At 47.3% G+C, this 26628-nt stretch carries 23 protein-coding genes and 2 tRNA genes; 19 read left to right on the top strand and 6 right to left on the bottom strand.

Annotation, left to right across the window (positions count from 1 at the left end; translation table 11 throughout):
* Positions 1 to 6 precede the first annotated feature (6 nt).
* The 3 genes from EA408_01395 (at position 7) to EA408_01385 (ending at position 7363) form a co-directional block, all read left to right on the top strand.
* Entirely contained in the window at positions 7 to 2253 is a 2247-nt protein-coding gene (locus tag EA408_01395) for an FtsX-like permease family protein (GenBank protein TVR74950.1), read from the top strand.
* Between the two features lie 96 nt (positions 2254 to 2349).
* Complete coding sequence (locus EA408_01390) at positions 2350 to 4740, top strand: ABC transporter permease (protein TVR74949.1); 2391 nt, start codon at positions 2350 to 2352, stop codon at positions 4738 to 4740.
* Between the two features lie 187 nt (positions 4741 to 4927).
* Entirely contained in the window at positions 4928 to 7363 is a 2436-nt protein-coding gene (locus tag EA408_01385; GenBank protein TVR74948.1) for an ABC transporter permease, read from the top strand.
* Positions 7364 to 7474: 111 nt separating this feature from the next.
* Here the strand turns inward: EA408_01385 and EA408_01380 are convergent, their stop codons facing one another.
* Entirely contained in the window at positions 7475 to 8071 is a 597-nt protein-coding gene (locus EA408_01380; protein TVR74947.1) for a TetR/AcrR family transcriptional regulator, read from the bottom strand.
* Between the two features lie 567 nt (positions 8072 to 8638).
* Between EA408_01380 and EA408_01375 the strand changes: the two genes are divergently transcribed.
* Positions 8639 to 9649, top strand: a complete 1011-nt coding sequence (locus EA408_01375) for a sugar ABC transporter substrate-binding protein (GenBank protein TVR74946.1) — start codon at positions 8639 to 8641, stop codon at positions 9647 to 9649.
* A 16-nt stretch (positions 9650 to 9665) separates the two neighbouring features.
* Here EA408_01375 and EA408_01370 read toward each other — a convergent pair whose 3' ends face one another.
* Entirely contained in the window at positions 9666 to 10646 is a 981-nt protein-coding gene (locus tag EA408_01370; GenBank protein ID TVR74945.1) for a lipoate--protein ligase, read from the bottom strand.
* A gap of 46 nt (positions 10647 to 10692) precedes the next feature.
* Positions 10693 to 11121 (bottom strand): Rieske (2Fe-2S) protein, encoded by a 429-nt coding sequence (locus EA408_01365; GenBank protein ID TVR74944.1) that lies wholly within the window; start codon positions 11119 to 11121, stop codon positions 10693 to 10695.
* 100 nt (positions 11122 to 11221) lie between these two features.
* On the opposite strand from EA408_01365, the gene EA408_01360 reads away from it, so the two are divergent.
* From EA408_01360 to EA408_01350, 3 genes are all read left to right on the top strand, one after another.
* Positions 11222 to 11722 (top strand): hypothetical protein, encoded by a 501-nt coding sequence (locus EA408_01360; GenBank protein ID TVR74943.1) that lies wholly within the window; start codon positions 11222 to 11224, stop codon positions 11720 to 11722.
* Between the two features lie 218 nt (positions 11723 to 11940).
* Entirely contained in the window at positions 11941 to 12414 is a 474-nt protein-coding gene (greA, locus tag EA408_01355; GenBank protein TVR74942.1) for a transcription elongation factor GreA, read from the top strand.
* A gap of 17 nt (positions 12415 to 12431) precedes the next feature.
* Positions 12432 to 12827, top strand: a complete 396-nt coding sequence (locus tag EA408_01350) for an HIT family protein (protein ID TVR74941.1) — start codon at positions 12432 to 12434, stop codon at positions 12825 to 12827.
* Between the two features lie 53 nt (positions 12828 to 12880).
* Here EA408_01350 and EA408_01345 read toward each other — a convergent pair.
* Positions 12881 to 12955 (bottom strand) — tRNA-Met (locus tag EA408_01345).
* A 217-nt stretch (positions 12956 to 13172) separates the two neighbouring features.
* Between EA408_01345 and EA408_01340 the strand changes: the two genes are divergently transcribed.
* From EA408_01340 to EA408_01300, 9 genes are all read left to right on the top strand, one after another.
* On the top strand, positions 13173 to 14036 hold the full coding sequence (locus EA408_01340; GenBank protein ID TVR74940.1) for a M23 family metallopeptidase: 864 nt from the start codon (positions 13173 to 13175) through the stop codon (positions 14034 to 14036).
* Between the two features lie 116 nt (positions 14037 to 14152).
* On the top strand, positions 14153 to 15298 hold the full coding sequence (locus EA408_01335) for a 1-deoxy-D-xylulose-5-phosphate reductoisomerase (GenBank protein ID TVR74953.1): 1146 nt from the start codon (positions 14153 to 14155) through the stop codon (positions 15296 to 15298).
* 65 nt (positions 15299 to 15363) lie between these two features.
* Entirely contained in the window at positions 15364 to 16683 is a 1320-nt protein-coding gene (rseP, locus tag EA408_01330) for an RIP metalloprotease RseP (GenBank protein TVR74939.1), read from the top strand.
* A 72-nt stretch (positions 16684 to 16755) separates the two neighbouring features.
* Positions 16756 to 16959, top strand: coding sequence for a twin-arginine translocase TatA/TatE family subunit (locus tag EA408_01325; GenBank protein ID TVR74938.1), 204 nt, complete (start codon positions 16756 to 16758; stop codon positions 16957 to 16959).
* 130 nt (positions 16960 to 17089) lie between these two features.
* Complete coding sequence (locus EA408_01320; protein TVR74937.1) at positions 17090 to 18136, top strand: DUF4837 family protein; 1047 nt, start codon at positions 17090 to 17092, stop codon at positions 18134 to 18136.
* A complete protein-coding gene (locus EA408_01315) occupies positions 18114 to 18476 on the top strand; it encodes a hypothetical protein (GenBank protein ID TVR74936.1) in 363 nt (120 codons plus the stop codon). Before EA408_01320 ends, EA408_01315 begins: the two co-directional genes overlap by 23 nt.
* 54 nt (positions 18477 to 18530) lie before the next feature.
* Complete coding sequence (locus EA408_01310; GenBank protein TVR74935.1) at positions 18531 to 19331, top strand: DUF4412 domain-containing protein; 801 nt, start codon at positions 18531 to 18533, stop codon at positions 19329 to 19331.
* Between the two features lie 97 nt (positions 19332 to 19428).
* The gene (gene lepA / locus EA408_01305; GenBank protein ID TVR74934.1) at positions 19429 to 21219 is read left to right on the top strand and encodes an elongation factor 4; all 1791 of its coding nucleotides are present in this window, start codon (positions 19429 to 19431) and stop codon (positions 21217 to 21219) included.
* 300 nt (positions 21220 to 21519) lie between these two features.
* Entirely contained in the window at positions 21520 to 21975 is a 456-nt protein-coding gene (locus EA408_01300; GenBank protein ID TVR74933.1) for a DUF2147 domain-containing protein, read from the top strand.
* Positions 21976 to 22097: 122 nt separating this feature from the next.
* On the opposite strand, the gene EA408_01295 is transcribed toward EA408_01300, so the two are convergent.
* A complete protein-coding gene (locus EA408_01295; protein ID TVR74932.1) occupies positions 22098 to 23165 on the bottom strand; it encodes a hypothetical protein in 1068 nt (355 codons plus the stop codon).
* 355 nt (positions 23166 to 23520) lie between these two features.
* Here EA408_01295 and EA408_01290 point away from each other — a divergent pair, with 355 nt between their 5' ends.
* Positions 23521 to 24333, top strand: coding sequence for an RNA methyltransferase (locus EA408_01290; protein ID TVR74952.1), 813 nt, complete (start codon positions 23521 to 23523; stop codon positions 24331 to 24333).
* A 209-nt stretch (positions 24334 to 24542) separates the two neighbouring features.
* Positions 24543 to 24615, top strand: a tRNA-Pro gene (locus EA408_01285).
* A 585-nt stretch (positions 24616 to 25200) separates the two neighbouring features.
* Here the strand turns inward: EA408_01285 and EA408_01280 are convergent.
* Positions 25201 to 26127 carry a DUF4438 domain-containing protein gene (locus EA408_01280; protein ID TVR74951.1) on the bottom strand — a complete coding sequence of 309 codons (927 nt, stop codon included), beginning with the start codon at positions 26125 to 26127 and terminating at the stop codon, positions 25201 to 25203.
* 249 nt (positions 26128 to 26376) lie between these two features.
* Here EA408_01280 and EA408_01275 point away from each other — a divergent pair, with 249 nt between their 5' ends.
* Positions 26377 to 26598, top strand: a complete 222-nt coding sequence (locus EA408_01275) for a hypothetical protein (GenBank protein ID TVR74931.1) — start codon at positions 26377 to 26379, stop codon at positions 26596 to 26598.
* The last annotated feature ends 30 nt before the right edge of the window (positions 26599 to 26628 follow it).

Genomic DNA, 26628 nt, shown 5'->3' with positions numbered 1-26628 from the left:
CTGCTGATGCTTTATGTTATCAGCCAGTATTCGACTGACAGGTTTCATGAGAACAGAGACCGCATAGTCAGGGTTGAATTTAATAACCAGGTCATCAATCCCCCGCAGAATGCCGATTTTCTTGCTGAGAACTTCCCCGGGATCGAAAAGGTTTCCCGGATAGATTTTTATAATTCGTCACCGTCCTTTGAGTATGGAGACAAAAGCTACAGGTTCAGCAATATCATATGGGCTGACTCCACCTTTTTCGACATATTCTCGTTCCGCCTGCTTCAGGGAAATCGCGGGAGCATTCTGGCATCCCCCTATGAAATTGTTATCACCGAGAGCCTTGCAAGCAGGGTTTTCGGAAACGGCTCACCGGTGGGCCGTGTCATATACATGAGAAACAACCAGCCATTCACGGTAACCGGCGTGATGGAAGACCCCCCTCCGAATTCCACTATCCAGGCAGAAGCTGTCGGGTCATTCCTTTCGGTGCCCTGGATCATGGGTTTTTCTGAACTGGGAGAACTTTCATCATACGCAAATTTCAGTATTTACCTTTTGCTTGCCGGTGGCGCCGATGCCGGACTTCTGGAAGAGGATATTTACCGGGAAAGGTTCGAAAACAGCGGACTGACTGATGAAGATGAGTTCAGCCTGACGGTGAGGCTCAGGCCACTGGGAGAAACCTATTTTGCAGAAGGGGTGGAGTTTGACCGGGGCATCAGGAAGGGCAACAGGCCTTTTGTCCTGATATTCCTTACTTCCGCGGTTTTTATACTTCTGATTGCAGCGATCAATTTTATTAACCTGTCCACTGCAGCAGCTTCGACCAGGGCCCGGGAGATCGGGGTCAGGAAAGTGGCCGGGGCAGGCCGGTCAGTTCTGGTGCTGCAGTTTCTTGTGGAGACCGTAATCCTGTGCCTGGCAGCCGGGATTATTGCAGTTGCAGTTGTTGAGCTGACCCTTCCTCCATTCAACAGGCTTGTGCTGGCAAATATGCATATTGACTATCTTTCAGGCTTCTTGCTCATTGTTCTTTCAGGAGCCGTAATCCTCGGTCTTGTTGCCGGGTTGTACCCTGCGTTTTACCTGACCGGGTTCAGTCCCGTGACCGTGCTTAAGGGCGGTACCGGTACGGGGCCTGCAGGAGGATTATTCCGCAAAGTGCTGATTGTCGTTCAATATGTTATCTCAATTATACTCATAATCTCCACACTGGTTGTAACCAGCCAGATCAGGTTCATGAAGAATAAGGACCTCGGGTTCGACAGCAGTAATATAGTCTGTTTTTCACTGACAGAACAGGAACAGCACCAATCAAAGGACCTGATCAGGGAACGTATGCTGAAGCATCCGGGCATACTTGATCTTGCATATTCCAACAATATTCCCGGCAGGGTAATGATGAAACAGGGTTTTTATTATCTTGACGAGGTCAACAGTTTTTATTCGTTACCGGTTACTGAAGATTATATCAGGCTGATGGGGCTGAGAATAGCAGAAGGGAGGGATTTCATTGAGGGAAGTATATACGACCGTGAGAATGGTTATATAATAAACCGGACTGCAGCCAGGATGATTTATGGAGATGAGCCGGCAGCCGGCAAAAGATTCAGGTTGTGGGAGCGGGAGGAGTTTGGTGAAGTGATTGGCGTGGTGGAGGATTTTAACTTTCACTCCCTCCATAATGATATAGAACCGCTGGTAATTTATTACAGGCCCGACTGGTGTTCGGTGGTCAACCTGAAATTAAGGCCCGGCAGCGAGGCTGAGGCACTTGTTCATATTGAGAATGTCTGGTCGGAACTGTTCCCGGCCGCCAGCCTCAATTACTATTTTCTCGATGATAGCTTTGAGTATTTGTACCGCACTGAGGAGAGATTCGGCAGGATGTTCGGCAATGCTGCACTGCTTGCCATATTCATTGCATCTATAGGTCTGTACGGACTGACCTCGTTCATTGTCCTCAGAAGGACCAGGGAGATCGGGATAAGGAAGGTTATGGGTGCCGGTGAATTGCAGGTGACCGCTATGATCGTAGGCGATTTTACCCGGTGGGTCATTATCGCCAATATCATTGCCTGGCCGCTTGCATGGTATCTTATGCAGGAGTGGCTTGCAGGCTTTGCATACAGTACAACCGCAGGAATTCACCTGTTCATTGCTGCGGGAGTGCTTGCATGGTTAATCAGCCTCGCCACCGTATCATCACTTGCATTGAGGGCTGCCCGTACCAACCCGGCAGATTCATTGCGTGACGAGTAGTTTTTTACGGGACATTGTAACCTGAAGGTAAGTTGAACGTCATATTTGCAAATCTAAGGTTTGACAACCCGGTATTCCGGATAAAGCATATTAGGAATGATCAGAAACTATATTATTACAGCTATCCGGAATATCTCCAAAAGAGGAGTTTTTTCGGTAATCAATATTGCAGGACTTGCAATTGGAATTGCCTGCAGTATACTTATCCTGATGTGGGTGGATCATGAACTCAGCTACGACAGGTTTCATGAGCGGCATAAGGATATCTACCGCATAGGCTTCAGGGCAGAGATGCTTGGTACCTCCATGGATGTGCCGGTAGCCATGGCGCCACTTGCCGCCGAGCTGAAACAGATCTTTCCCGAGGTTGATGATGTTGTCAGGATAAATGTTCCTGAAAACAATAATGTGTCAGTTAACAATGAGCATTATGTTGAACCGTTGATCATAAAAGCCGATTCATCATTCTTTTCATTTTTTGGTTTTGATCTCGAGACCGGAGATCCCGGCCGGGTCCTGAGGGATCCTTTCAGCATTGTCATCACAAGGGATCTTGCAACCAAATACTTCGGCAACGAGAACCCGGTGGGTGAGGTTATCAGGCTTAACAATACACATGATTATACCATAACAGGCGTTGCCGCCAATCCTCCCTCCAATTCACATATAACGTTCAGTGCTGTTGTGCCTTTCATGTCACTGTATGAGATCCGCGGCCAGGGGTCGATGGACCATTGGCTAAGCCTGTCATATTTTACCTATTTCCGTGTTAACGAAAGTTATGTAGAGGGGGCATTTTTCGGCAGGCTTGCAGATCTTTTTGAAGAGAGGTTCGGGGAGCAGGCCAGGGAGTACGGGATTGCCATAGAACCTTTCCTTCAGCCAGTCGCCTCCATACATCTGGGCTCCGATATGATTGTAGAGCTTTCCCCGCCCGGGAACAAGGCAAGTGTATACATTTTCCTGGCTGTTTCCATATTCATTCTGGGGCTTGCCTGCATTAACTTCATGAACCTTTCGACGGCAAAGGCATCGGTCAGGTCAAAGGAGGTTGGAATAAGAAAAGTTACCGGCGCAACGAGGGGACATCTTATAAGACAGTTTCTGGGTGAATCGACAGTATATTCATTGATAGCGGCATTGCTGGCAATTCCGATGGTTGAACTCGGGCTTCCCTATTTCAATAATATAACCGGTCTGGAGATGTCTTTTTTCAGCGGGGCCAATCACAGGATACTGCTTATGTTTCCGCTGTTTATATTATTTGTGGGAGTTGCCGCCGGCAGCTACCCCGCTTTTGTTCTCTCTGCATGGAATCCGCTGAAGACCATCAGGGGAGGCAAAGCCGAGTCGTCAGGCCGGTCATGGTTGAGGAGCGGACTGATAGTATTCCAGATGATAATTTCAATAACCCTGGTGATCTGTACCGGCTTCGTCTGGAAGCAGCTAAATTACATTAACAGTAAGGACCTGGGTTTTGAAAAGCATGACAAGATAATAGTAAATCTGATAACCAGGGATATGCGAAGCAGGTACGAGGTGATAGAACAGCAACTGCAGGGAATTCCCGGCGTAAACGGTATCAGCTTCTCAACATCATACCCGGGAACAGTATTCAGTGGTACGGGTTACAAATATGAGGGGGCTGATGATGAGTCGGTTATTAATTTTTTTCATTGTGACCAAAATTACATTGAACTGATGGATATCAGGATATTGCAGGGCAGGAACTTTGACGGGGCCTATGCTACTGATACCATGGCGGTGCTGGTTAATGAAACAGCGGCACGTACATTCGGGTGGACCGACCCGTTGGGAATGACAATCATCAGGCCAAGGGGTGAGGATAGTGAGACATACCATGTGATTGGGGTTGTGGGTGACTTTCACTTCAAGTCGATGCACCAGTTGGTGGAACCTCTGTTAATTCACCTTCTCAGGGGTTTTCCCAGGTACATGACCCTTGATATATCACCGGTTAATTTCCATCTGGTAATTGCAGACATAAGGGATGCCTGGGATGAGATAAATCCCGGTGATCCCTTTGAGTTTAAACTGCTGTCAGACGAATATGATTTTCATTACAGGTCGGAGATCCAGTTGGGACGCATATTCACCTTTTTCAGCCTTCTTGCTTTCCTGATAGCCGCCCTGGGAATGTACGGGCTCTCTTCATTCATGGTTGAGAACAAGACGAAAGAGATCGGCGTAAGAAAAGTGTTCGGCGCCAGCGAAAAATCAATTGTGCTGATCTTCTTCAAACAATTCGGGATATGGCTCATTTTGGCAAATGTTGTGTCATGGGTGCTTGCATGGTATTTTACCGGCAGGTGGCTGGAGATGTTTGCGTACAGGATACAGGTTGCTGATCCGTTAGTCTTTGCCGCTGCCGCCTTATTGTCGGTTATGGTGGTGTTTATCGCTTCAGGGTACCAGTCCCTTAAAGCCGCCCTGATAGATCCTGCAAGGTCTCTCAGGTACGAGTAAGAGTTCGCTTCCGTACACCAGGTGTATCGTAACCGTACATCAAAAGAGCAGGCAAACACTTTTCGTAATAGATAAGCATCAGTATGTTAGCTTGTTGAATGGACTGGCCCGGACTTTGATGCTGAATAATCCCACGATGTGTAACAATGTCTGTTTGCTGTCGTCAGCAGATAAAAAGTAACCGGAGATGTTTAAAAACTATATCACTATTGCATACCGTAACCTGATACGCAAGAAGGGTTATTCATTCATCAATATCTCAGGGCTGGCAATAGGTATGGCCAGTTCAATCATTATATTGCTGTTTGTTCAGGACGAGCTCAGTTATGACAGGTATAATGAGAATGCGCCCAGTATTTACCGTGTATGCATGAAGGCCAGCATGCAGGGGAATCCTTTCAATGCTCCCATTACACCCGCCCCTATGGCTGCTGCAATAGTCGCCGATTACCCGGAAGTAATAAGTGCTGCCAGGTTCTACAATTTTGATGCGACGCCTGTGTTGCGTTACGGCGACCGGAACTTTATAGAGCGGGGGTTTGTATGGGCCGACTCAACGGTTTTTGACATATTCACCTTCCCGATGATCGAGGGAGATCCTGAAAACGCGCTTAACCGGCCTCATACTTTGGTTCTTACAGAGTCTGCTGCCGTTAAGTATTTTGGCGATGAAGATCCTTTGGGCAGGACCCTTGAATTTGGAAGTGAAAGAATTCCTTTTGAGGTGACCGGAATTATTACCGACCTGCCATCCAACTCCCATTTTTCATTTGATGTGATGGCCTCATTTGTTTCAATACCGCAGCACCAGAACCAGATGTGGGTCAGCAATAATTATTTCACATACCTGCTTCTTGACGAAAGGACAGATCCGAAGGCCCTGGAAGCGAAATTCCCGGAAATGCTCGAGAGGTATCTGGGTCCCCAGGTTGAGATGGCCATGGGTATAACTCTTGAGGAGCTCTATGAAAGCGGCGATGAATGGGGGTACTACCTGCAGCCCCTTACCAGTATTCATCTGCATTCCGACCTGCAATATGAGATCCAGGCTAACGGGAGCATGACCACAGTGATAGTGTTTTCAATAATTGCCCTGTTTATTCTGATCATTGCCAGCATTAATTTCATGAACCTGTCCACTGCGCGGTCAGCAGGCAGAGCCAGGGAGATCGGACTCAAGAAAGTTGTCGGTTCAGGCAGGGGCCAGCTCATAAATCAGTTCATCGGCGAGTCGGTTTTTCTCAGTTATATTTCGCTTATTTTTGCCCTGCTTCTTGTTGAGTTGTTCATTCCCGCTTTCAATACCATTGCCGACAAACAACTGCAATTACAATACTTCTCAAGCTGGTACACTATTCCGGGGCTCCTCCTGACAGGACTTGTTGTTGGATTCATGTCAGGCAGCTACCCGGCGTTTTATCTTGCTTCGTTCGAACCTGTCAGGGTGCTGAAGGGCAAGTTGCAGTCGGGCATGAAAAGTTCAAGGCTCAGGTCGTTACTTGTAGTTTTCCAGTTTGTAATTACCATAGTGTTGGTGATAAGCACATTTACTGTTTACCGCCAGATGCAATATATCACCAGCAAGGATATGGGTATGAACCCTGAAGATGTGATGGTCATTCATCGTGCCTATTCCATACCCTTTGAGCAGAGAGAAACCTTCTGCAGTCAACTGGAGGAATATGCTGAGATCATCCATGCGTCAAAAGCTCATGCAATTCCGGGAACTCCTTTCAGCGGCAACGCTTTCAGGCGTGAGGGATCACCATCGCGCGAGCAACATATTATTTCGAATGCCTGGGTAGATTGGGATTATGCCGATGTGTTGCAACTTCAGTTAGTTGAGGGAAGGTTCTTTTCGCGTGATTATGCCAGCGATACCCTGGCAGTAGTGCTTAATCAGACTGCGGTGCGGCAGATGGGCTATGAGGACCCGGTTGGGAAAAGGGTTCTGCAAACCGCTGCAGGCGGCACCCAGGATGCTCCGGCCGATCTGGCTTTCACAATAATCGGGGTAGTTAAGGATTTTCATTTTGAATCCCTGCACCAGACTATCAGTCCCATGATTCTGAATCCCGGTCAATGGGGCAGTTTTGTAATTGCAAGGATACAACCAGGCAGAGCCGCTGCTGCTATTGGGCTAGTCAATGACATATGGAATGAATTTGTTGATGACCAGCCTTTTGAATATTCATTCCTGTCTGATGACCTCATTGCCGGGTACCGGACTGAGTACAGGACCGGGTTGATTTTTACCATTTTTGCAGTTCTTTCCATTTTCATAGCCTGCTTGGGACTGCTCGGACTGGCATCTTTTACAACCGAGCAGCGAAACAAAGAGATCGGTATCAGGAAGGCAATGGGTGCATCAGTGGGCTCTGTAATGCTTTTGCTCTCAAAGGAGGTAAATTATCTTTTATTGATATCTACCGTCATTTCATGGCCTGTGGCCTGGTATTTAATGAACAGATGGCTTGATAATTTTGCGTACCGTGCTGATCCCGGCCTGATGCTGTTCGTAGCGGCATCGGTATTGACCTACATTATCGCGCTGGCAACAGTAAGCTTCCGGGCATACCGGGCGGCAACACTCAATCCTGTCGATACACTGAGGGATGAATAAAAATTCAGCAGCCAGTTACCCGTTACCCCGGTGCAGCCGTTGCACCCTTATTGAAGGGTTCTTTCAGCATCGACAGTCATCCGGATTGATCTGAATAAGTGATCATTTTGCCTACCGGTGCTTTTCCAGTAGTTCACGTCCGTGTGTCGTTGTGATACCGCGTGTCATGCTGATAATAATATTTTCGTAGACTTCGGTTATAGGATATCTTGACGGGGGAAAAGCAGTCTGGTCAGATATCAGGAACAGCTGCTCAATAAGTATCATGGCAATGATCTCCTCATTTATATCTTCAAGATAAATCCCCTGTTCTTTACCCTTTTTCAGCAGTCCCAGGATAAGATTGAAGGTATAGACCTTGCTTTCCTGCACTTTTTCCTTCCAGATGGCCGGGTACAACCGTTTAAGGTCTGAAAAGTAATCGGGATTGACCTGTGAGAGTATCTCTGACCCGGTTTTAAGAAACATAAGGACCGCCTCAATGATATTGCCAGATTGTTCAATAATTAAATTGTTGATCTCTGAGTGTCTGCGATTTTCATAGTCAAGCGATTCTCTTATCAACTCGTCCTTGTCTTTGAAATTCTCGTAGATCGTTCTTTTTGAAATCATTAGTTTTTTTGCAATGGTGTCCATTTTGATCTTTTTTACACCATTGGCCATAAAAAGCTTTCCAGCTTCGGCGATTATCTTATCCCTGATATCCATATAAGATAAAATTGAGCTGATAAAGATATATTAATCCGTTAATAAATTCCACATTCAGCTTCGTTTTAAGGTGATACAGATCACCTCCCTTCCCGAAACCCGTTGTCGCCATTACCGTAATAATCAATGAACTGATACTGGTTTTTTATCAATAAAACCTTTCCCATGAGGACACCGACAAAAATTATCATGATAGTAGTTATAATACTCACAATCTTTGCTCAGTCCTGCAATCTGCAACCTGTTTGTCCCGTGTATGCAAATACAGATGAACAGGAGGAGGCTGGTGTGAATATTTGAAATATTGTTGGATTTCATTGCATTTTTTCATAAATTGTTAGCATAAAAATGATCGGTTCAGGCAGGGGGCCTTGCCCGATCTTTGTTACTGCTCTGTATTGACGGCTGCAGTTCTCAAATTTTTCCCTGGCCCGGCATTTGTGCAGCCGTGATAAACGATCCCTTCGGGATCTTGACAGTCCGCATGACTGATGCGGGATGCGACATGCTTATAAAACTTGAATGAGCCACCTGAAATAATTAACTTCATTAAACTGCTGAATAAAGATGAAAACAATCGGATTAGCAATAACGGCCTGTATTCTCGGCCTTCTTCTTTTATCATCCTGCGGCCGGAGTGATGAGGTCAGGATCGGGTTCAGCGTTGGACCTTCGCATGAGAGATGGGAAAAGGACATTGATTATTTTTCTGCCCGGATCAGGAATGCCGGTGCGACCCTCTATGTTGCCGAAGCGGAAAACAGTCACCAGAAACAGATGGAACAGGTCCGCGACCTTCTGAAACGCGGCATAGATGTCCTTGTAATAGTGCCGGTCGATAGCCGGAAAGCTTCCGAGATTGTCTGCCTCGCACATGAAAACGGTATCAGGGTAATTGCCTATGACCGGATAGTAAATGATTGCGATCTGGACTTCTATATCTCATTTGACAATATGCGTGTCGGTGAGATGCAGGCTGAATACCTTTCGCGAATGAGGCCTGAGGGATACTATGCATTGCTGGGGGGAGATGCCGGCGACAACAATTCAATTCTTTTAAGGCTGGGGCAGATGAACGTGCTGGCACCCCTTGTTGAGTCCAGGAAGATCTCAGTAGTTGTGGATCAATATATTCCTGGATGGAACGCTGATGAGGCTTACCGGATAGTTGACAATTACCTGAGTGAGAATCCGGGACGGCTTGATGCAGTTGTAGCATCGAACGATCATATTGCCGGAGGGGCGTTCAGGGCCCTTGAGAAACATGGTCTGGCCGGCAAGGTGCTGCTTTCCGGGCAGGATGCTGAAGCGGAGGCTTGCAGGAGAATAATAGAAGGCAAACAGACAATGACGGTTTACAAATACATTGAAACCCTGGCAACATCGGCAGCATCTACTGCGTTGGCGCTTGCAAGGGGTGAACCCGTCATGAATACGCAACTTTCAATAAATAACGGCCAGGTTATGGTTCCTTCCATACTTCTCTCTTCTATGGTTTCGGTTCATCCGGAGAACCTGAGAATGACCGTTATAGCCGACGGCTATATTGATGAGTCCATGGTCTTTGAGAACAGGTAACCAGCCTTAGCTACTATCAGAACATTCCCCTGATAAAATCATCAGGGGTGATGTTTTCTATATAATTGTTTAATGCTACAGGCTTTAACCTTCGCCGCAACTCACCTTTTTCGTGCCTCGCACCTTCAAGGATGCCTTCCAGAACATAGAGATCTGCACCTGCCGGTTGATCACTGTAAATATTCGCTTTCCTGATTATGCCGCCCGAAACATTTAGACAGATCCTTACAACGCCTCCGTTTGTCACAACCGACTTTTCAAAGTCATAATCGGGAGAGTAGCCAAAGTTCCACTCCCATGTATTGTACTTATCGGTGCGAAGCTTTTCTATCGATGCAAGGTCATTGTCAGAGAACTCATAGACCATTGAGTCATGCCGGGTCTTCATGATATGGTCAAGAATAAGATCCCTGAACTGCACCACGTTCATATCAATATCAAGATGGTCTTTAATGTTTGTTACCCGGCTGCGAATGCTTTTTACCGCTTTGCTCCGGTATTTCAAGGGATTGACCCTCAGGGCCATACTGAGCTCATCCATTTCAGACGAGAAAAGCAGCGTGCCATGGTGCAGCACCCTCTTTCTGTAGACATGCTCGGCATTTCCTGAAATTTTTCTGCCTTTGATCGTGAGGTTGTTCTTCCCGGTAAATTCTGCATCGACGCCCAGTTTCCGGAGAACTTCCTGGACAGGAAGGGTGAATCTTTTGAAATCAACCAGTTTCCCTTCTTTGCCGTTAACGATGAATGTGAAATTCAGGTTGCCCAGGTCATGGTAAACAGCCCCTCCCCCCGACAGCCTCCTGGCAACCCCGATTCCCTTTTCGCGCACATGATCCATGTTGATCTCGGCAAGGGTGTTCTGATGCTTTCCTACAACGATTGTTCTCTCGTTCCGCCAAAGCATGAAGCAGTCCACGGTAAAATTGTGCAGCAGGTAGTCCTCTGCTGCCAGGTTGAACCAGGGATCTGTTGAATTGTTAATTATACAGAGCATTTCAGGTGGACTTTATAACCGTCTGCCTGGCAGGATGGTCTTGTCATTAATTGGTGATACGAAGCCTTGAACCCTCTATCACGGTCCTGTACTGTTTCAGGGGACGCCTTGCCGGGCCTTTAACGACGTCGCCGTTGAAAAAAAGCTCAAATTCAGAGCCGCAGCAGGGGCAGACAGCCCTGAGCTCTGCATCGTCAAAATCTACTGCGCAGTTATCCTCAGGCTGGAACGGGCAGGTCCTGTCAAAGGCGTTGAATTGCCGGTCCTCCAGCCTGAACAGCAGAATGCCGTTGACACCTGCATTATCGATCATCATTGCTTGGTTTATGCCGAGAGTTGCCTGTAAATGAGAGAGAAACAAATATTCGTCAACCCTCACATTGGGTATCCAGTTGTCATAATCGTCACAACCGATAAATGTTGAGATCAGCAATGAAATAATAAATATTTTTATTAATTTTGGACTGGGAAACATAAGTCTGCCGGATAATTATTTGCAAACCTACACGAAATTTTGTTTATCTTAAAGATATTACATGATTTTGGAGTAGTTTTTTTAGCTGTACCCGGGGAGAATGCCGGATGATAAAAGTGTTTCCCTGAACCGGTTAAAAGTAAATCATATTGTTATGGAAGGCTTTTTCGAAACTTTTATATACCTGATCATTACCGTAGTAATATTGGTGCTGAGTATGCGGAAGAAGAAGCAGCCCGTGCAGGCGCCTGAAGATGAGGAGGGTCCCGGAGATCCCCTCTCAGAGCTGTTCTCTGATGAGGATGAACAGGAGGAATATCAGCCGGCTCCGGAACCGGCTACCGTCCAGGCTGAAAGCAGCAGTGCTTCAGATGGCAGGCCGGTTCAGTGGATGTCTGATGCAGAGGCAAAAGAGATGCTGATGGATGCCGAAGCAGTGATGAAGGAGGCTGCAGAGAACAATCCGATAGCCGAGTTCGAGGGACAGACGGAGCCGGTGGAGGATGATGCGTATGATACAGGCAGCTATGAAAAAGAGGGTGTTTCTTTCAACCTGAAAAAGGCTGTCATCTATTCTGAGATATTAGGCAGGCGAACATAATAGTTTGCATTGCCGGTAAAAAATTAATTTTCCCATTTACAGATTTCCAGCAAATTCTAAGATTTAACCGGGTTTATTACGATAATGAGGAATGCGGTGTTGATAGATTTTGGTATTGTCCGATTTATGGACTTTGAGGATTAAAATTATTAATTTTGCCCAGGAAAGAGTTCCGGGTAACCGGAATTCTTTTTTGTTTTATTAAAACAACAGAGATCATGAATAAAGTCTCTTATCTTACTGAAGAAGGAATGAAGAAGCTTAAGGCAGAGCTTGAGCATCTAAGGGGTGTGGAACGCCCTGCAATTTCGCGGCAGATAGCCGAAGCACGGGATAAAGGCGATCTTTCTGAGAATGCAGAATATGAAGCCGCCAAGGAGGCGCAGGCAATGCTTGAGTTAAAGATCAGCAGGCTGGAAGATTCCCTTGCCAATTCAAGAATTCTTGATGAATCGCTGATTGATATCAGCACGGTGCAGATACTGAACAAGGTAAAGATCAGGAATAAGGCCAGCAAAGCAGTTATGGAATATGTAATTGTATCGGAAACCGAGGCCGATATAAAAGCCGGTAAGATATCCGTCAACACTCCGATAGCCAAGGGGCTTCTTGGACGAACTGTTGGTGAGGAGGTGGAAGTCACAGTCCCTTCCGGGATAATCAATCTTGAAATTCTTGAGATCTCTCGATAAAACAAAAATATACGTTTATGGCTACCATTTTCAGCAAAATAGTAAAAGGGGAGATCCCTTCACACAAGATAGCTGAGGATGACGACTACCTCGCTTTTCTTGATATAAACCCCCTTGCCAGGGGACATGTTCTTGTTATACCGAAGCAGGAGACAGATTATATATTTGACATGGAGAATGATCTCCTTGGCGGAATGATGATTTTTTCAAAGAAGGTGGCAAGGGCGATTGAAAAGGTTGTGCCCTGCAAGCGGATCGGCCTTGCGGTGCTTGGCCTTGAGGTTCCTCATGCACATATACACCTTATACCTATTAACAGGCTTGATGATATTAACTTTGGCCGCCCGAAGCTGAAGTTCAGCAGCAGCGAACTTGCAGACATTGCGGCGAGTATCAGGAAAGCCATGGAATAAAGCGACAAGTTGAACCACAGAGGCCTGCCTGTCAGACGACAAGCAGGCCTTTTTAGTAGCGGGGGCAGGACTCGAACCTGCGACCTTTGGGTTATGAGCCCAACGAGCTGCCACTGCTCCACCCCGCAATATGAGTGCAAAAGTAATGTAAGTTTGATTAAACGCAAAACTTTTCCTGTTTATTGCTGGTTGTTTTTTGAGCATATCATAATTATTTGCCGGCTGGTAATGTTCTATACCACGGGGTTTGTCTTCACTCCGACGGATGAGGATATTGCCCTGTGTGCAGACCGGTATCAAATGAATCTTATTATCTTTGCATCAGATAAGTAATAGAATCCGTTTATGGCGAAGGAGAAGAAAAAAGGTTTTTTTAAACGTCTCAGGCATAAGTACCGGTTAATCATATTCAATGATAATACCTATGAGGAGGTAATCTCAATAAAGCTGACCAAGCTGAACCTCCTGTCGCTTGTTGGCGGATCGGCCATTATACTGATAGCGCTTGTTACCGTTCTGATAGCTTTTACCCCGATAAGGGAGTTCATCCCGGGCTATCCTGACGGCACTATGCGCCGGGAGCTTATCATGAATGCAATAAAGCTTGATTCCCTGGAGAATGAGCTCAGGATAAGGGAGCAGTTTGTTGAGAACATCAGGGATATAATCTCGGGACGTGAACCCCGTACTTTCGAATATACACCCGATACTGCCATGAGGGTTGATGACATACATTTTACCCGGTCAGAATACGACTCCATATTACGGACCCAGATTGAAGGATCAGAGCAATTCAGCCTTGAGGTGACAAATGACATGATACTGGCAGGGAACCCCCCGGCAGCACACTTTCTGCCTCCTACAACAGGCCTGATCATAAACAGGTTCAACCCCCAGATCAGTCATTACGGTGTCGACCTGGTTACAGAGATCAATCAGCCGGTACTTGCTGTTATGGATGGTACGGTGACTTTCGCAAACTGGACGGTAGAAACAGGTTATGTGATCCAGGTACAGCATGACAACAACTATCTCTCTCTATACAAGCATAATGCGGAGTTACTTAAACGGGTCGGGGAGCAGGTAAGTGCCGGCGAGGCAATAGCTATTGTAGGCAATTCGGGTGAACTCACTACCGGGCCGCATCTTCATTTTGAGTTGTGGCAGAACGGTTCACCCCTTAATCCCGAACATTATATCCTGTTTTAAGGTTCAAACTACCGCCAGTGCCTGTTTATGAATAATCCATCCAAAATATTCTGCAGAACCCATCATGATCATGCATGGATTCTCAACCGATACATAGATATGAAAAAATGTGCCGGATGAAGAAAAGAATTGCCATACTTGGTTCAACAGGTTCAATCGGGACGCAGGCTCTCGAAGTCATTCAGAAACACAGTGACGTGTTTGAGGTTGAGGTGCTGACCGCCTACAATAACGTACAGTTACTGATTGAACAGGCGGTAATATTCCAGCCAAATGCTGTTGTAATAGGCAATGCTGATAAATATGCCATTCTGGCCGGGGCATTGCAGAATCATCCGATAAAGGTCTATGCAGGCACCGATGCACTGGAACAGATCGTCGCTCTGGAGACGATCGACATCGTATTGGCTGCCATGGTCGGGTTTTCGGGACTTATTCCTACACTGAACGCGATCGGTGCCGGCAAACCGGTTGCCCTTGCCAACAAGGAGACACTTGTGGTTGCCGGAGAACTGATCACGCTACTTTCTATGGAGCGAAAGGTTCCCGTGATTCCGGTCGACTCAGAGCATTCGGCAATTTTCCAGTGCCTGGCCGGAGAATCCGGACCTATTGAGAAGGTGATCCTTACAGCATCAGGCGGACCGTTCAGGGGAAAGACAAGGGGCTATCTTGAAAATGTTACCAGGAAAGAAGCATTGCGTCATCCTAACTGGTCAATGGGCGCTAAAATAACCATTGACTCTGCTACGTTAATGAATAAGGGACTGGAGGTAATCGAGGCCAGGTGGCTTTTCGGATTGCAACCCGGCCAGATAGAGGTTGTAATTCATCCGCAGTCAATACTGCATTCGATGGTTCAGTTTATTGATGGATCGATCAAGGCACAGATGGGCCTTCCCGACATGAAGCTGCCAATACTCTATGCTTTATCATATCCTGACAGAATAAAGTCGGATTTTCCCCGTTTCAGCTTTGCCGATTATCCTGAACTGAGTTTCGAAACACCTGACATGAACAGCTTCCCAAATCTGTTTCTTGCCTACCAGGCAATGAATACAGGCGGGACAATGCCCTGCGTATTAAATGCAGCGAATGAGATTGCTGTCGAGGCTTTTCTTAATGACAGGATAGGGTTTTATGGTATATCATCAATTATTGAGAAAACGATGGGGAAGATTACCCATGTAAAATCTCCCGGTCTGGATGATTACAGGGATGCTGACAGGGAAGCAAGGTCTTTCGCTGAAAGTCTTATATGATCATTAACCTGATTATGGGAAACAGGTTTTGAATTTGTATTTTTGCATGCTGAAAATAAATTGAAATGGAAATACTTGTAAAGGCGGCACAGTTTTTTCTGGCCCTTTCGATACTGATCATACTCCATGAGCTGGGACATTTCCTGTTTGCCCGCCTCTTTAATACAAGGGTTGAAAAGTTTTACCTCTTTTTTAATCCCTGGTTCACACTCTTCAAAGTGAAAAGAGGAGAGACCGAGTTCGGACTTGGCTGGCTGCCCCTTGGCGGCTATGTTAAGATATCCGGAATGATCGATGAGTCGATGGATAAGGATCAATTAAGACGTGATCCGCAGCCATGGGAATTCAGGTCCAAGCCCACCTGGCAAAGGCTTCTCATAATGCTTGGTGGTGTGATGGTAAATTTTGTCCTTGCGCTTGTGATTTATGCTTCAATGCTTTATGCCTGGGGAGAAAAATATTTGCCTGCAGAGAACCTTACCTGGGGCATACATGCAGATTCACTGGCCAGGGATATGGGGCTTAAACACGGTGATGTAATTATTTCACTCGACAATAAGCCGGTTGATCAGTATTTTCAGATCGTTCCGGCCATAGTGCTTGACAACGTGCGAACAATCCAGGTTGAGCGTGACGGTGAGATTGCCGAAGTGGCAGTTCCCGGTGACCTGGTACCAAAACTGCTTGCTGGGACCCCGTTTTTTGATATCAGGATACCTTTTATTGTCAGGGAATTTTCCGACAACTCACCTGCGCGTGACGCCGGAATAAAACAGGGTGACCGCATAACAGGCCTGAACGGTGAACACCTTCCTTTTTTCCTTGAATTCAGGGAACAACTTATCGCCAACCGCGGTAATGATGTGGTTGTGACCGTTGAAAGAGACGGTATGCCTCTCGAGATACCCCTTACCGTAACCGAAGAGGGTCTTATGGGGGTTATGCCTGAGGGTGAGCTTGCCAGGTTTTTTGACCTGAAAACAACTGAATACACATTTATTGAAGCCATTCCGGCCGGTATCAGCAAAGGCCTTGCGACTTTCAGCAGTTACCTGAAACAGCTCAGGCTTATATTCTCTCCCGAGACCGGCGCCTACAGGTCGCTCGGAGGTTTTATAACTATCGGCAGTATTTTCCCGGGGGTATGGGACTGGCAGGCTTTCTGGAGCATGACCGCATTTCTTTCGATCGTGCTTGCCATAATGAACGTGCTTCCCATACCTGCGCTTGACGGCGGACATGTAATGTTTCTGCTCTACGAGATGGTCTCCGGGCGGAAACCCAGTGAAAAGTTCATGGAATATGCCCAGCTGACAGGTATGCTTATACTGTTATCGCTTATTTTATACGCCAACGGCAACGATATTGTGCGGCTGTTCAGGTAATGAATATGGTTTAAATTCGTTTTATTTAGTGTATTTATTGCTACATTTGTTGACTAATTTAACTTAAAGGATATGACTGATCTATTTATTTTGGGAGCTATGGTTGGCCCGTGGCAGATCGTACTCATCGTGATTATTATTCTCCTCCTTTTCGGGGGAAAGAAGATACCCGATCTGATGAGGGGGCTTGGTGAGGGCATTAAGGAGTTCAAGAATGCCACCAAAGAGAAGGATGAAGACACAGAGGACGACAAGCCCATAGAGGAAAAGAAATAAGTGATCCCTTCCGGGAATTTTCCGGGGGGAGGTATTAAAGTCCCCGCGGGAGATATTCCGCTGATTGTTACCGTAAATATTTGTTTACGGCATATTTCCAGGTATTATTACTGCAAATACCCGACTGCCCATGGAAAAGAAGAATAAAAAGGTTTTATTTCTTTTAAGTATGACGGCAGCCATTGTAATCCTTGCATCATGCAGGGGTGACAGGAGTCCGTTACTCCCCAATGTCACAGGACGTGCCGGAGAGGTTGTCGTTGTTATGAATGCACCGCTATGGGAAGCCGAACCCGGAAGGACGCTGGGAAAAACCCTCGAATCGGAACATCCCGGACTAATTCAGTATGAACCCATGTTCAACGTGGTCAGAATCGGTCATGCTGCTTTTTCAAACATCTTTAAAACTCACCGTAACATAGTTATTGTGAATGTTTCATCGCAGGCAACGGACACCAGGATGAACATCAGGAAGAATGTCTGGGCCAGGCCCCAGACAATCCTGGAAATAACTTCAACAGATGCCGCTTCACTAAACTCATTCCTGGAAAACCAGAGGGAGAGAATACTTGAAGAGTTTGTAACAGCCGAGAGGGAGAGAATTGTCGAATACCACAGGACCATGGAGAGGATCTCAATCAGGGAAAGATTGCAGGAAAAATTCAATATTTCCATGGTTGTCCCGGCCGGTTACAACATAGTTCTCGACACCGCCGATTTTATCTGGATACGTCATGATCCGCGCAGGCTGACCCAGGATATTATACAGGGGATTTTTGTTTACCAGTTTGACTATACCGATCCGGAAACATTCACTCCCGATTTTCTGGTTGGGGCCAGGAACAGGTTCCTCAGGAGATACATTGAAGGACCTTCTGCCGGGTCATGGATGTCGACCGAAGCGCTTATACCACCCGATTTTGATGAATTCATGGACAACGGCCGGTATTTCGCAATGCTTAGAGGACTATGGAGGGTGGAGAACGATTTTATGGGCGGCCCATTTGTCAGCTACATAACACTAGATGAACCCAGGAACAAGGTTATAGTTGCTGAGGCCTTCGTTTATGTGCCGGGCGACAGGAAACGCAACCTGCTTCGCCAGGTGGAAGCTATCATCAGCACCCTGGAAGTCAGGGACCAAAAACAGGATGATGACATTGCCGGAGTTCAGTAAAGTCCGGGTTGAAGATTACCGGGACCAGAACGAGATAATAAGGCTTACAGCTGAGCAGGTTATAAAGGATTTTGCGCTTTTCGGGATTGAGGTCAAATTCTCCGGAAGCATAACCGGTGCCTATGATGAACTATTTGAGCAACTTGATTCCATCCTCATTGATCTGCTGAATTCCGACTACCGGAAATTGCTGGCCCTGCTTTACCATATCGACTTAAGCGAGAAGGAGCTCAACGACAGAATTTCTTCCCACCAGGGGGGCCCCTCGGAGATAATTACCGAAATGGTTCTTGAGAGGGAGTTGAAAAAGGTATTGATCAGAAAGTTTTACAAAACCTGATGGCCCCATCAGCCTTCGTCAGACAAGATAACATGAACATTTCACAGTCTACACATGATAAAGATCTTATTCATTAATGCCGTTTTACTGTTAATATCGCTGCAATTGCAGGCCGGATGGGTTATCGTTGAGCAAACCCGGTATGCAGGCAGTGACGAGCCTCTTGAAAGCCGGCTCTACATCCAGGATAACATGGTGAAGAGTGTTGATGACGAGCAGATCTTTATATTCGATCTGGAACGCTGGCAGCTGACGTATGTGAGTCCCCGCCACCAGGGTTACTGGACAGGGTCCCCTGCCGGGTACCTCAGGTTTGTAAAGGAGTTTACCATTGAAATGCTCGAAGATGAGATCAGTAGGGCCGACAGGTACGAGAGGCCCGTGCTGGAGGCACTGTATGACGACCTGGTGATGGACCTGGAAGCAGGAGAGGATGCAGTTGAGCTGGTAGGCGAACTGCCTGTCGAGATTGTAATGACAGACCAGGTGGCGATGGTTGCGGGATACCGGTCAAACAGGTACCTGGTCTATTATGACGGAACGATGGCTGAGGAGGTATGGCTCACCCCCGATATAAAGATGAAGGATGAATACGATTTTGAAAGGTTCCGTCTGTTTATCGATGAGATGTCATGGGGTGGAATGTTTGCCGATTACAGGTCGTCTGAAGCCTACATCCACCTGATGAAATCAGGGTTCCCCATGCGGACTGTAGAGGAGGACCAGGAGGGGCTGCCTGTCGTAACGGAGGTGGTGAGTGTTGAAAACAGGCCGCTGGAGTTGTCAGAGTTTATTCCGCCGAAAGGCTACCGTCCCATGAAACTTGTTGAACTCGCTGCAGGAATTGAATGGTAGGGGACATATTTAAAAATCAAAGGAAAAAGATATCTTTGTAACCTCAATTTTCCCGGTAACCCGGGAAGGTTGATCTAAACGTTTAAACATTTATCCGGTGCAAAATACCAGGAATTTTTGTATAATAGCTCATATAGACCATGGCAAGAGCACCCTGGCCGACAGGCTGCTGGAGATGACCCAGACCGTGTCTGCAAGAGATGCCCGGGAGCAGGTGCTTGATAGCATGGATCTGGAACGTGAAAGGGGTATCACGATCAAGTCGCATGCGATTCAGATGGACTATCAGCAGGAGGGCATCATGTACAAGCTAAATCTTATTGACACTCCGGGGCATGTAGACTTTTCCTATGAGGTTTCACGATCCATTGCCTCTTGTGAGGGGGCATTGCTTATAGTCGACGCGTCCCAGGGCATACAGGCCCAGACAATATCCAATCTTTACCTGGCGCTGGAGCATGACCTGGAGATAATACCGGTAATGAACAAGATGGATCTGGATGCAGCCAACCCCGATGAGGTAAGGGACCAGATTATCGACCTGCTTGGATGCAGCGCTGACGACATAATTGAAGCAAGCGGAAAGACAGGCCAGGGGATTGCCAGGATACTTGCAGCAATTATTGAAAAGATACCTGCTCCCACAGGCGATCCCGATGCACCGCTGCAGGCCCTGATCTTTGATTCTGTCTTCAATCCCTTCAGGGGAATCATTGCCTATTTTCGCATTATCAATGGCAGGGTGCGCACAAGCGACAAGGTTAAGTTTTTCGCAACCGGCAAGGAATACGATGCCGATGAGATAGGAGTGCTGAAACTGACCCAGCATCCGAGGAAAGAACTGAGCGCCGGCGACGTAGGATACATAATATCAGGAATAAAGACATCGCGCGAGGTTAAGGTAGGTGATACCATAACACATGTTGAGAGGCCATGCAGCTCAGCAATAGAGGGTTTTGAGAATGTCAAGCCAATGGTATTTGCAGGAATATATCCCATTGACCCCGATGAATACGAGGAGCTGCGAGGCTCTATAGAGAAGCTGCAGCTCAATGATGCTTCCCTTACGTTTGAGCCGGAATCATCGGTTGCTCTGGGGTTCGGGTTCAGGTGCGGGTTCCTCGGGCTGCTTCACCTTGAAATAGTACAGGAGAGGCTGGACCGGGAGTTCGACATAGGAGTGATATCAACTGTGCCGAACGTATCATACAGGGCCTATACAAAGAAGAACGAGGTCATTGAGGTGCACAATCCCTTTGACATGCCCGGGCCCAACGAGCTTGACCATATCGAAGAGCCTTATATTTCTGCACAGATCATCTCAAAGTCAGAGTACGTGGGTTCGGTAATGAACCTCTGCATTGGCAAAAGGGGGATATTGAAGGGGCAGCACTACCTTACCAGCGACAGGGTAGAGCTTTCCTTCGAGATGCCGCTGGGTGAGATAGTGTTCGATTTCTATGACAAACTTAAGAGCATATCGAGGGGATATGCATCATTTGACTATTACCAGTCCGGTTACAAGCCCTCAAACCTTGTAAGGCTCGATATACTCCTTAACGGTGAGTCGGTCGATGCCCTTTCAAGCCTTTCGCACAGGGACAATGCCTATGATTTCGGCAAGAAGATGTGCACCAAGCTCAAGGAGCTGATCCCTCGCCAGCAGTTCGACATAGCCATCCAGGCTGCCATCGGTGCCAAGATAATTTCGCGTGAAACGGTAAAGGCCCTGCGCAAGGATGTGACCGCCAAGTGTTACGGCGGCGACATTACCCGTAAGCGGAAGCTGCTTGAGAAGCAGAAGAAGGGCAAAAAGAGGATGAGGCAGGTAGGCAATGTCGAGGTGCCCCAGCAGGCCTTCCTCGCTGTGCTGAAGCTTGATTCCTGAGACGCTGCAGTTCTGGACTCCGAATCGCCCGGACCTTGCAGTTCTGAAATCAGGATAGTCTGTATCCTGCAAATCTGAACTCCAAATCGCCCGGACCCTGCAACTCTGAAGTCCGATCCCCCGGTTGCTCCAGTCGTGATGCCTCGATCCCCGGGCTGTCGTTTGTCTGATAGCCTGAAAAATATCGCCCCGGTGACTTCGCAGATTGGAAAAATGGGTTATATTTACCTGGTTTTACATACCGGGGCTTCGTCACGCTTTGATTATTCAGTTTGAGTTTTAATCTAAAAACAGACTACAATGAAACAATTGACAGCGGTTTTCTGCTTCATGTTCCTTGCCTCTGCCTCCCTGAAGGCTCAGGCCGACCGGATTATTGGTTTCTGGCTCAATGATGACGGCAAGGCACAGATAGAGATATACAAGGTTGACGGCAACAAATATAACGGAAGGATAGTTTGGCTCAGCGAGCCGTTCGAGGATGACGGATCAGTCAAGGTTGACAAGGAGAACCCTGACCGCTCTCTGAGGAACCAGCCCATCAAGGGACTTGAGATCCTTAAGGGGTTCACATACAATACATCCAAGCAGGAGTGGGAGCAAGGGAGGATATACGATCCTGATAATGGCAGGACCTATGATTGCTACATGTCGCTTGACGGACATAACACGCTGAAGATAAGAGGCTTTGTTCTTGGCATGCGCTGGCTCGGCCGCTCTACTGAATGGACCAGGGAGCGCAGTCTCAGGGAATAATTCCCAGTATTGGTATTAACACGGGCCGGATCAACGCAGAGCATCCGGCCGGGCCCGTACAGAGGTCTTGTTTGCAACTGTCAGCGCCTGCCTGCAGGTAACAGGGCACCCGGCTGCAGGCCTTAATATTTCAGCACAAGAGCAATATGGTTGTGTCTTGAGAGTGAACCATTTTCGGCAAATACTACCCTGCCGCCCGTTGATACAACCGTTTCGGCAATATCATCAACCAGATCGTTGGCAGTGCCTGGAACGCCAAGATCGTCAACCAGGTCAATGGTATTCCCGTTCTTGCTCACCTTTGCAGCCTGCTGATAATCCTCTTCAACCACCAACAGCTCACCCCTTCCCTGCACGGCAAGTTTCCAGACCTCGTCAATGCCCGTAACCAGCCTCTTCTTTCCCATTGCTTCATCAAGCATGTTCAGCACATGTCTTCTTTTTTCGGCCATTCTCTCTTTTACTTCAGGCCACACAATTAATGCAAGTTCATGGGGGGAGGTGTTGTCATAATTACCTTCAATTGTAAGAAGTATATTTTCTTCCATACCGGTAACTTCCCTGTACAATGCAATATTCCTTTCAACCCCTGCAACAACCATTTGCATGGGATGCTGGTGTTGTATCTGCATCAGTGATTTGTCTACCATATGGAAGAATTCCCTGAGGCGGGACTCTTTCCAGGAAGTCGATTCTTCAAGGTTTGTTCCTCTCGGGAACGGGTTAGCATAGGGAAACCCTCCCTCGGTGATCTCAGAGAATTTGTCCCTGTATGCCTCAAACAGCCTGACAAAACCGGCACTCAATGAGAGTACGTAATAATTGATTCCCCTGTTTATGGCCCTTATCAGGTCGCGTACGGCAAAGCTTTTGTCGATGATCACCCTTTCCCTTACGGGGAAAGGCAGACGTACGACCTTTTCGAAATTTTTGTTTACGAAAACTGCCAGTCCGTCCAAATTCTGCCTCACATCAATGGAAGAGACAGTCTTCTGAATTTTTTCAATTAACTCACTTATATCACGCTTGCTAAATTCCTCCTTTAACCTTCTTTCCGCCTCTTTGGAAAGCTTTTTGAGGATCATGGCATCCTGGTTGTTGTCAGGAGCGGTTTTGTGGGTGGTCAGCAGGATTGAGACATTGGGGTAATCAACCTGGTTCCTGATAATCTTAAGCAGATTTCTTTCCATAGTGCTCCTCTTTGGTTGTCAATATGTTCCCTGCGAAAAAATCTCTTGTCTCCAAAAAAAACGAACCATTTCGCAATTGCAAAATGGATGGACTGATTGTTAAGAATATCAAAGATAAAATTACTCAAATTATTTGATAAGGTCAAAAAAAGGGAACTAAAAACTGTTCGTGCCAGGCGGCATTGATAATAATTATTTAACTTTCGTTCCTGAAAGGGCACACTTTTTTGCGGCCAGGGGCCGGTGCCCGCCGTTGAACTATTGAATTATGAGTATAAAGATAACCAGCACTGCAAATCCGGCAGTCAAGCATGCATTGTCGCTTCATAGGGCTTCGGCCAGGAAAAAAGAGGGACTGTTCGTTATTGAGGGGATACGCGAGATAAGGCTTGCCATGAACGCCGGTTACCAGTTTCATACACTTTTTTATTGTCCCTCTGTTGCAGGGAACGGGGCCGGGGTTTCCCTACCGGGGGAAATGATTCCGGGAGAAACAATCACGGAAAAAACCCGTTCAGGTTGCTCCGGCCGGTTTGAAGAAACTGCCGACATTGTTGATACGCTGACCGGCCAGGCCCGGATCATTGAAACTTCTGCACCTGTTTTTTCACGGCTTGCATACCGCGGGGCCAGCGGGGGATTGCTGGCCGTTGCAAGGCAGAAAAAGCTGTTGGTTGAAGAATTGGTTCCCGGTGACGATCCGCTGGTGCTGGTTGCCGAGTCGGTCGAGAAACCCGGCAACCTGGGTGCAATGCTTCGCACGGCCGATGCTGCAGGTGTTGACGCGGTGCTGGTATGCGACAGCGCAACCGATATCTACAATCCAAATGTGGTAAGATCCAGCCTCGGCACACTATTTACCGTGCCGGTTGCCTGTTGTACATCGGCAGAGGCCATCGGGTGGCTTAAGGCCAGAAATATCAGGATTTTTACAACTGCACTCAACGCATCGGTGCCTTATCACCAGGCCCGGTTTGCAGGACCCTGTGCAATTGTTGCCGGCGCCGAGGCCACCGGGGTTTCCCCTGCCTGGGAAGAAAACTCAGATGCCAATATCATCATACCCATGTACGGGAAGGTCGATTCAATAAATGTTTCGGCAGCAGTCTCAATTGTTATCTACGAAGCTCTCAGGCAGCGGGGCTTCAAGGCTAAGGGAAAAATCTAATAAAATCGCCCGGTGGCCTTGAAGGTAGTTGGGATTTATTTTTTAAATTTGCAGACATTTCCAGACCGGGCAAAAATGAGATGGCGGCATACCAGAGAGGCCAGCCGGAATTAAGATGGCGGGCGACGCCGGGCTGTAAGGAAAATGTGAGATGCTTACAGATTTGCGGGTTTATAACCGCAAACCAGGTTCGGAAATAGTGTTAAAACCGGGGTGTAGCGCAGTTGGCAGCGCGCGTCGTTCGGGACGACGAGGTCGGAAGTTCGAGTCTTCTCACCCCGACAGGACAGGACATCTTCCATTTTTCGGTCGGTGTCCTGTTCTTTATTGCAAGGGAAAAGTTCAATTTCAGCATATTGATCCGTTGCAACATCAGAAAAAATTAGGAGATGGGTGGGAATAGCCAGGTAATGAAAGAGTACATGAGCTACTTGATGAAAGGGATTTATGGGTTTCCTTTATAACAGAGTTGCCTGCAATAGCAAGAGAGCCTCACTGCTTAAAAATAATCTTGATTTTGTTTTGAAAAAGTAAACCAATTAGTTAACTCTGTGTGATGACAAGATAGATAATTGCATAGAAAGATAACTTTGTTGATTTCTACATACCACAAATTGATTGAAACTGGCTTAGGAAAACATTTGAACATTTCGATTGGATAATAAAAGCTACAGCCATTAACATAGTGCCAAAGTCCAACAAAAGAAGTGAATCATTGAAAAGTTTTGTTAAGTCTCACAGCACCGCCTTGTGCGGTTCTGACGCCATGGTGGATCAATTCTAAACCGGCAGTTTTTCATCGTTAAAACCTCCGGGTATTTTCCATCTCGACCCGGCATGATGATGTATAGTGCAAGTCTTGTTAACTCATTTGAACAGCAGGTTCTTCAGGTTGGCATCAGGGTCAATTACTGGCTCAATATTGCCCGTGGACGATGTGAAGAGAGTGGTGACACCCGGGCCGTGACCGGCTATAATGCTGCCGCTGTGGGTTACCACCCCGATGGTGATTGCGCCTGTTCTGAAGATGCGGCCGTAGCTGGCATCGGCATCGATAATGGCTACGATATCGCCAAACCTGAGACTGTTCAGGTTGTATTTTTCGACAACCTGCTCATCGAACATCTGGATATCGTAGTCGCCGCTGTAGGAGTGGTTCTGTCCGAGTCCGCTGCCCATTATCTTTGCAGGAACGGTCAGCGCCACCCCTATGTGAAGCTTACCTCCGGATGTAATGCCCATCCCTGCCTCGGTGAGCGCCTCGATGAGCCGGGGACTGACATTCATTGCTTTTACCCCTTCAATGTTTGTAAGCTCCATTCCAACGCCATATGCATATATATGCATCCTGTCGCCCAGAAGCAGCCTGTCAAACACTGCATCATCGGCAAAATCGACCATCACATGTTCCGAGCCGCCATGTTTGCCGATCACGTAACCGGTGGCTCCCCGTGCTTCGCCAGAGATCACCCTTACCTCGTTGCCGATGCAGGATAACACGTTGAGGCCCCTGCTTTCCCCGCTTGCCCTGCCGCTGGGGTGTACCAGTGTTACCGCCGGTTCAACATGGTCGCCTGCCAGGTCGATCGCCGTGTCGCCGGTTCGGAAATTGTAAGTGATGCTTCCGGTACCGGGTATAACCCGGAGTGATCCGTCTGCGCCAATCCTGTATGGCGGGTAGTTCATCCTGGCCTCTCCTATCTGGCCCATTACAGCCATCTTCACAAGCTGATCGCTGTTGTATTCGACTGGTGTAAGTCCCCGTTGCTGAGCATTCAGTCCGGGAGCAGTCATAACAAGAATTATGAGCACCGTTAAGAAGTGTACTGTATTTGAGACACATTTTACCGGAACCTTATCGGGAACGATTGATCGAGTGAAGTGACTGGTCATGATTATATGGTTTATGCTGGTTACTCATCTTATTTCGTCTGACGAAGTCTGATGCGGGCTTCTGGCTGCTAAAATAACCAAAAACCTGAAACCACGAAATAACATCCGGGTTACTATTCGTACTGAATACCTCTGTGACCACCATTTTTGATGATCCATGCCCCGGTATACAACTTCTACAGCCAGATGGCCAGCGATTTTGCCGTTCATTCAACCCGCTTCGGTAACTACTGGGAAGATCCGTCGATCTACAGGGAACTGTCCCCGCACTATTACGCAGAAAACTTTAAAACGCCAGCGCTGATAATTCACGGACAACTGGATTACCGGGTGCCGGTGGGACAGGCTTTCGAGCTGTTCAGAACCCTTTAGTCCATGGGCATTGATTCGAAGCTTATTTAC

This window comes from Marinilabiliales bacterium (assembly GCA_007695015.1).
GTDB lineage: Bacteria > Bacteroidota > Bacteroidia > Bacteroidales > PUMT01 > PXAP01.
Note: the sequence above shows the minus strand (reverse complement) of the source record. Positions and strands in the feature narration are given on the sequence as shown.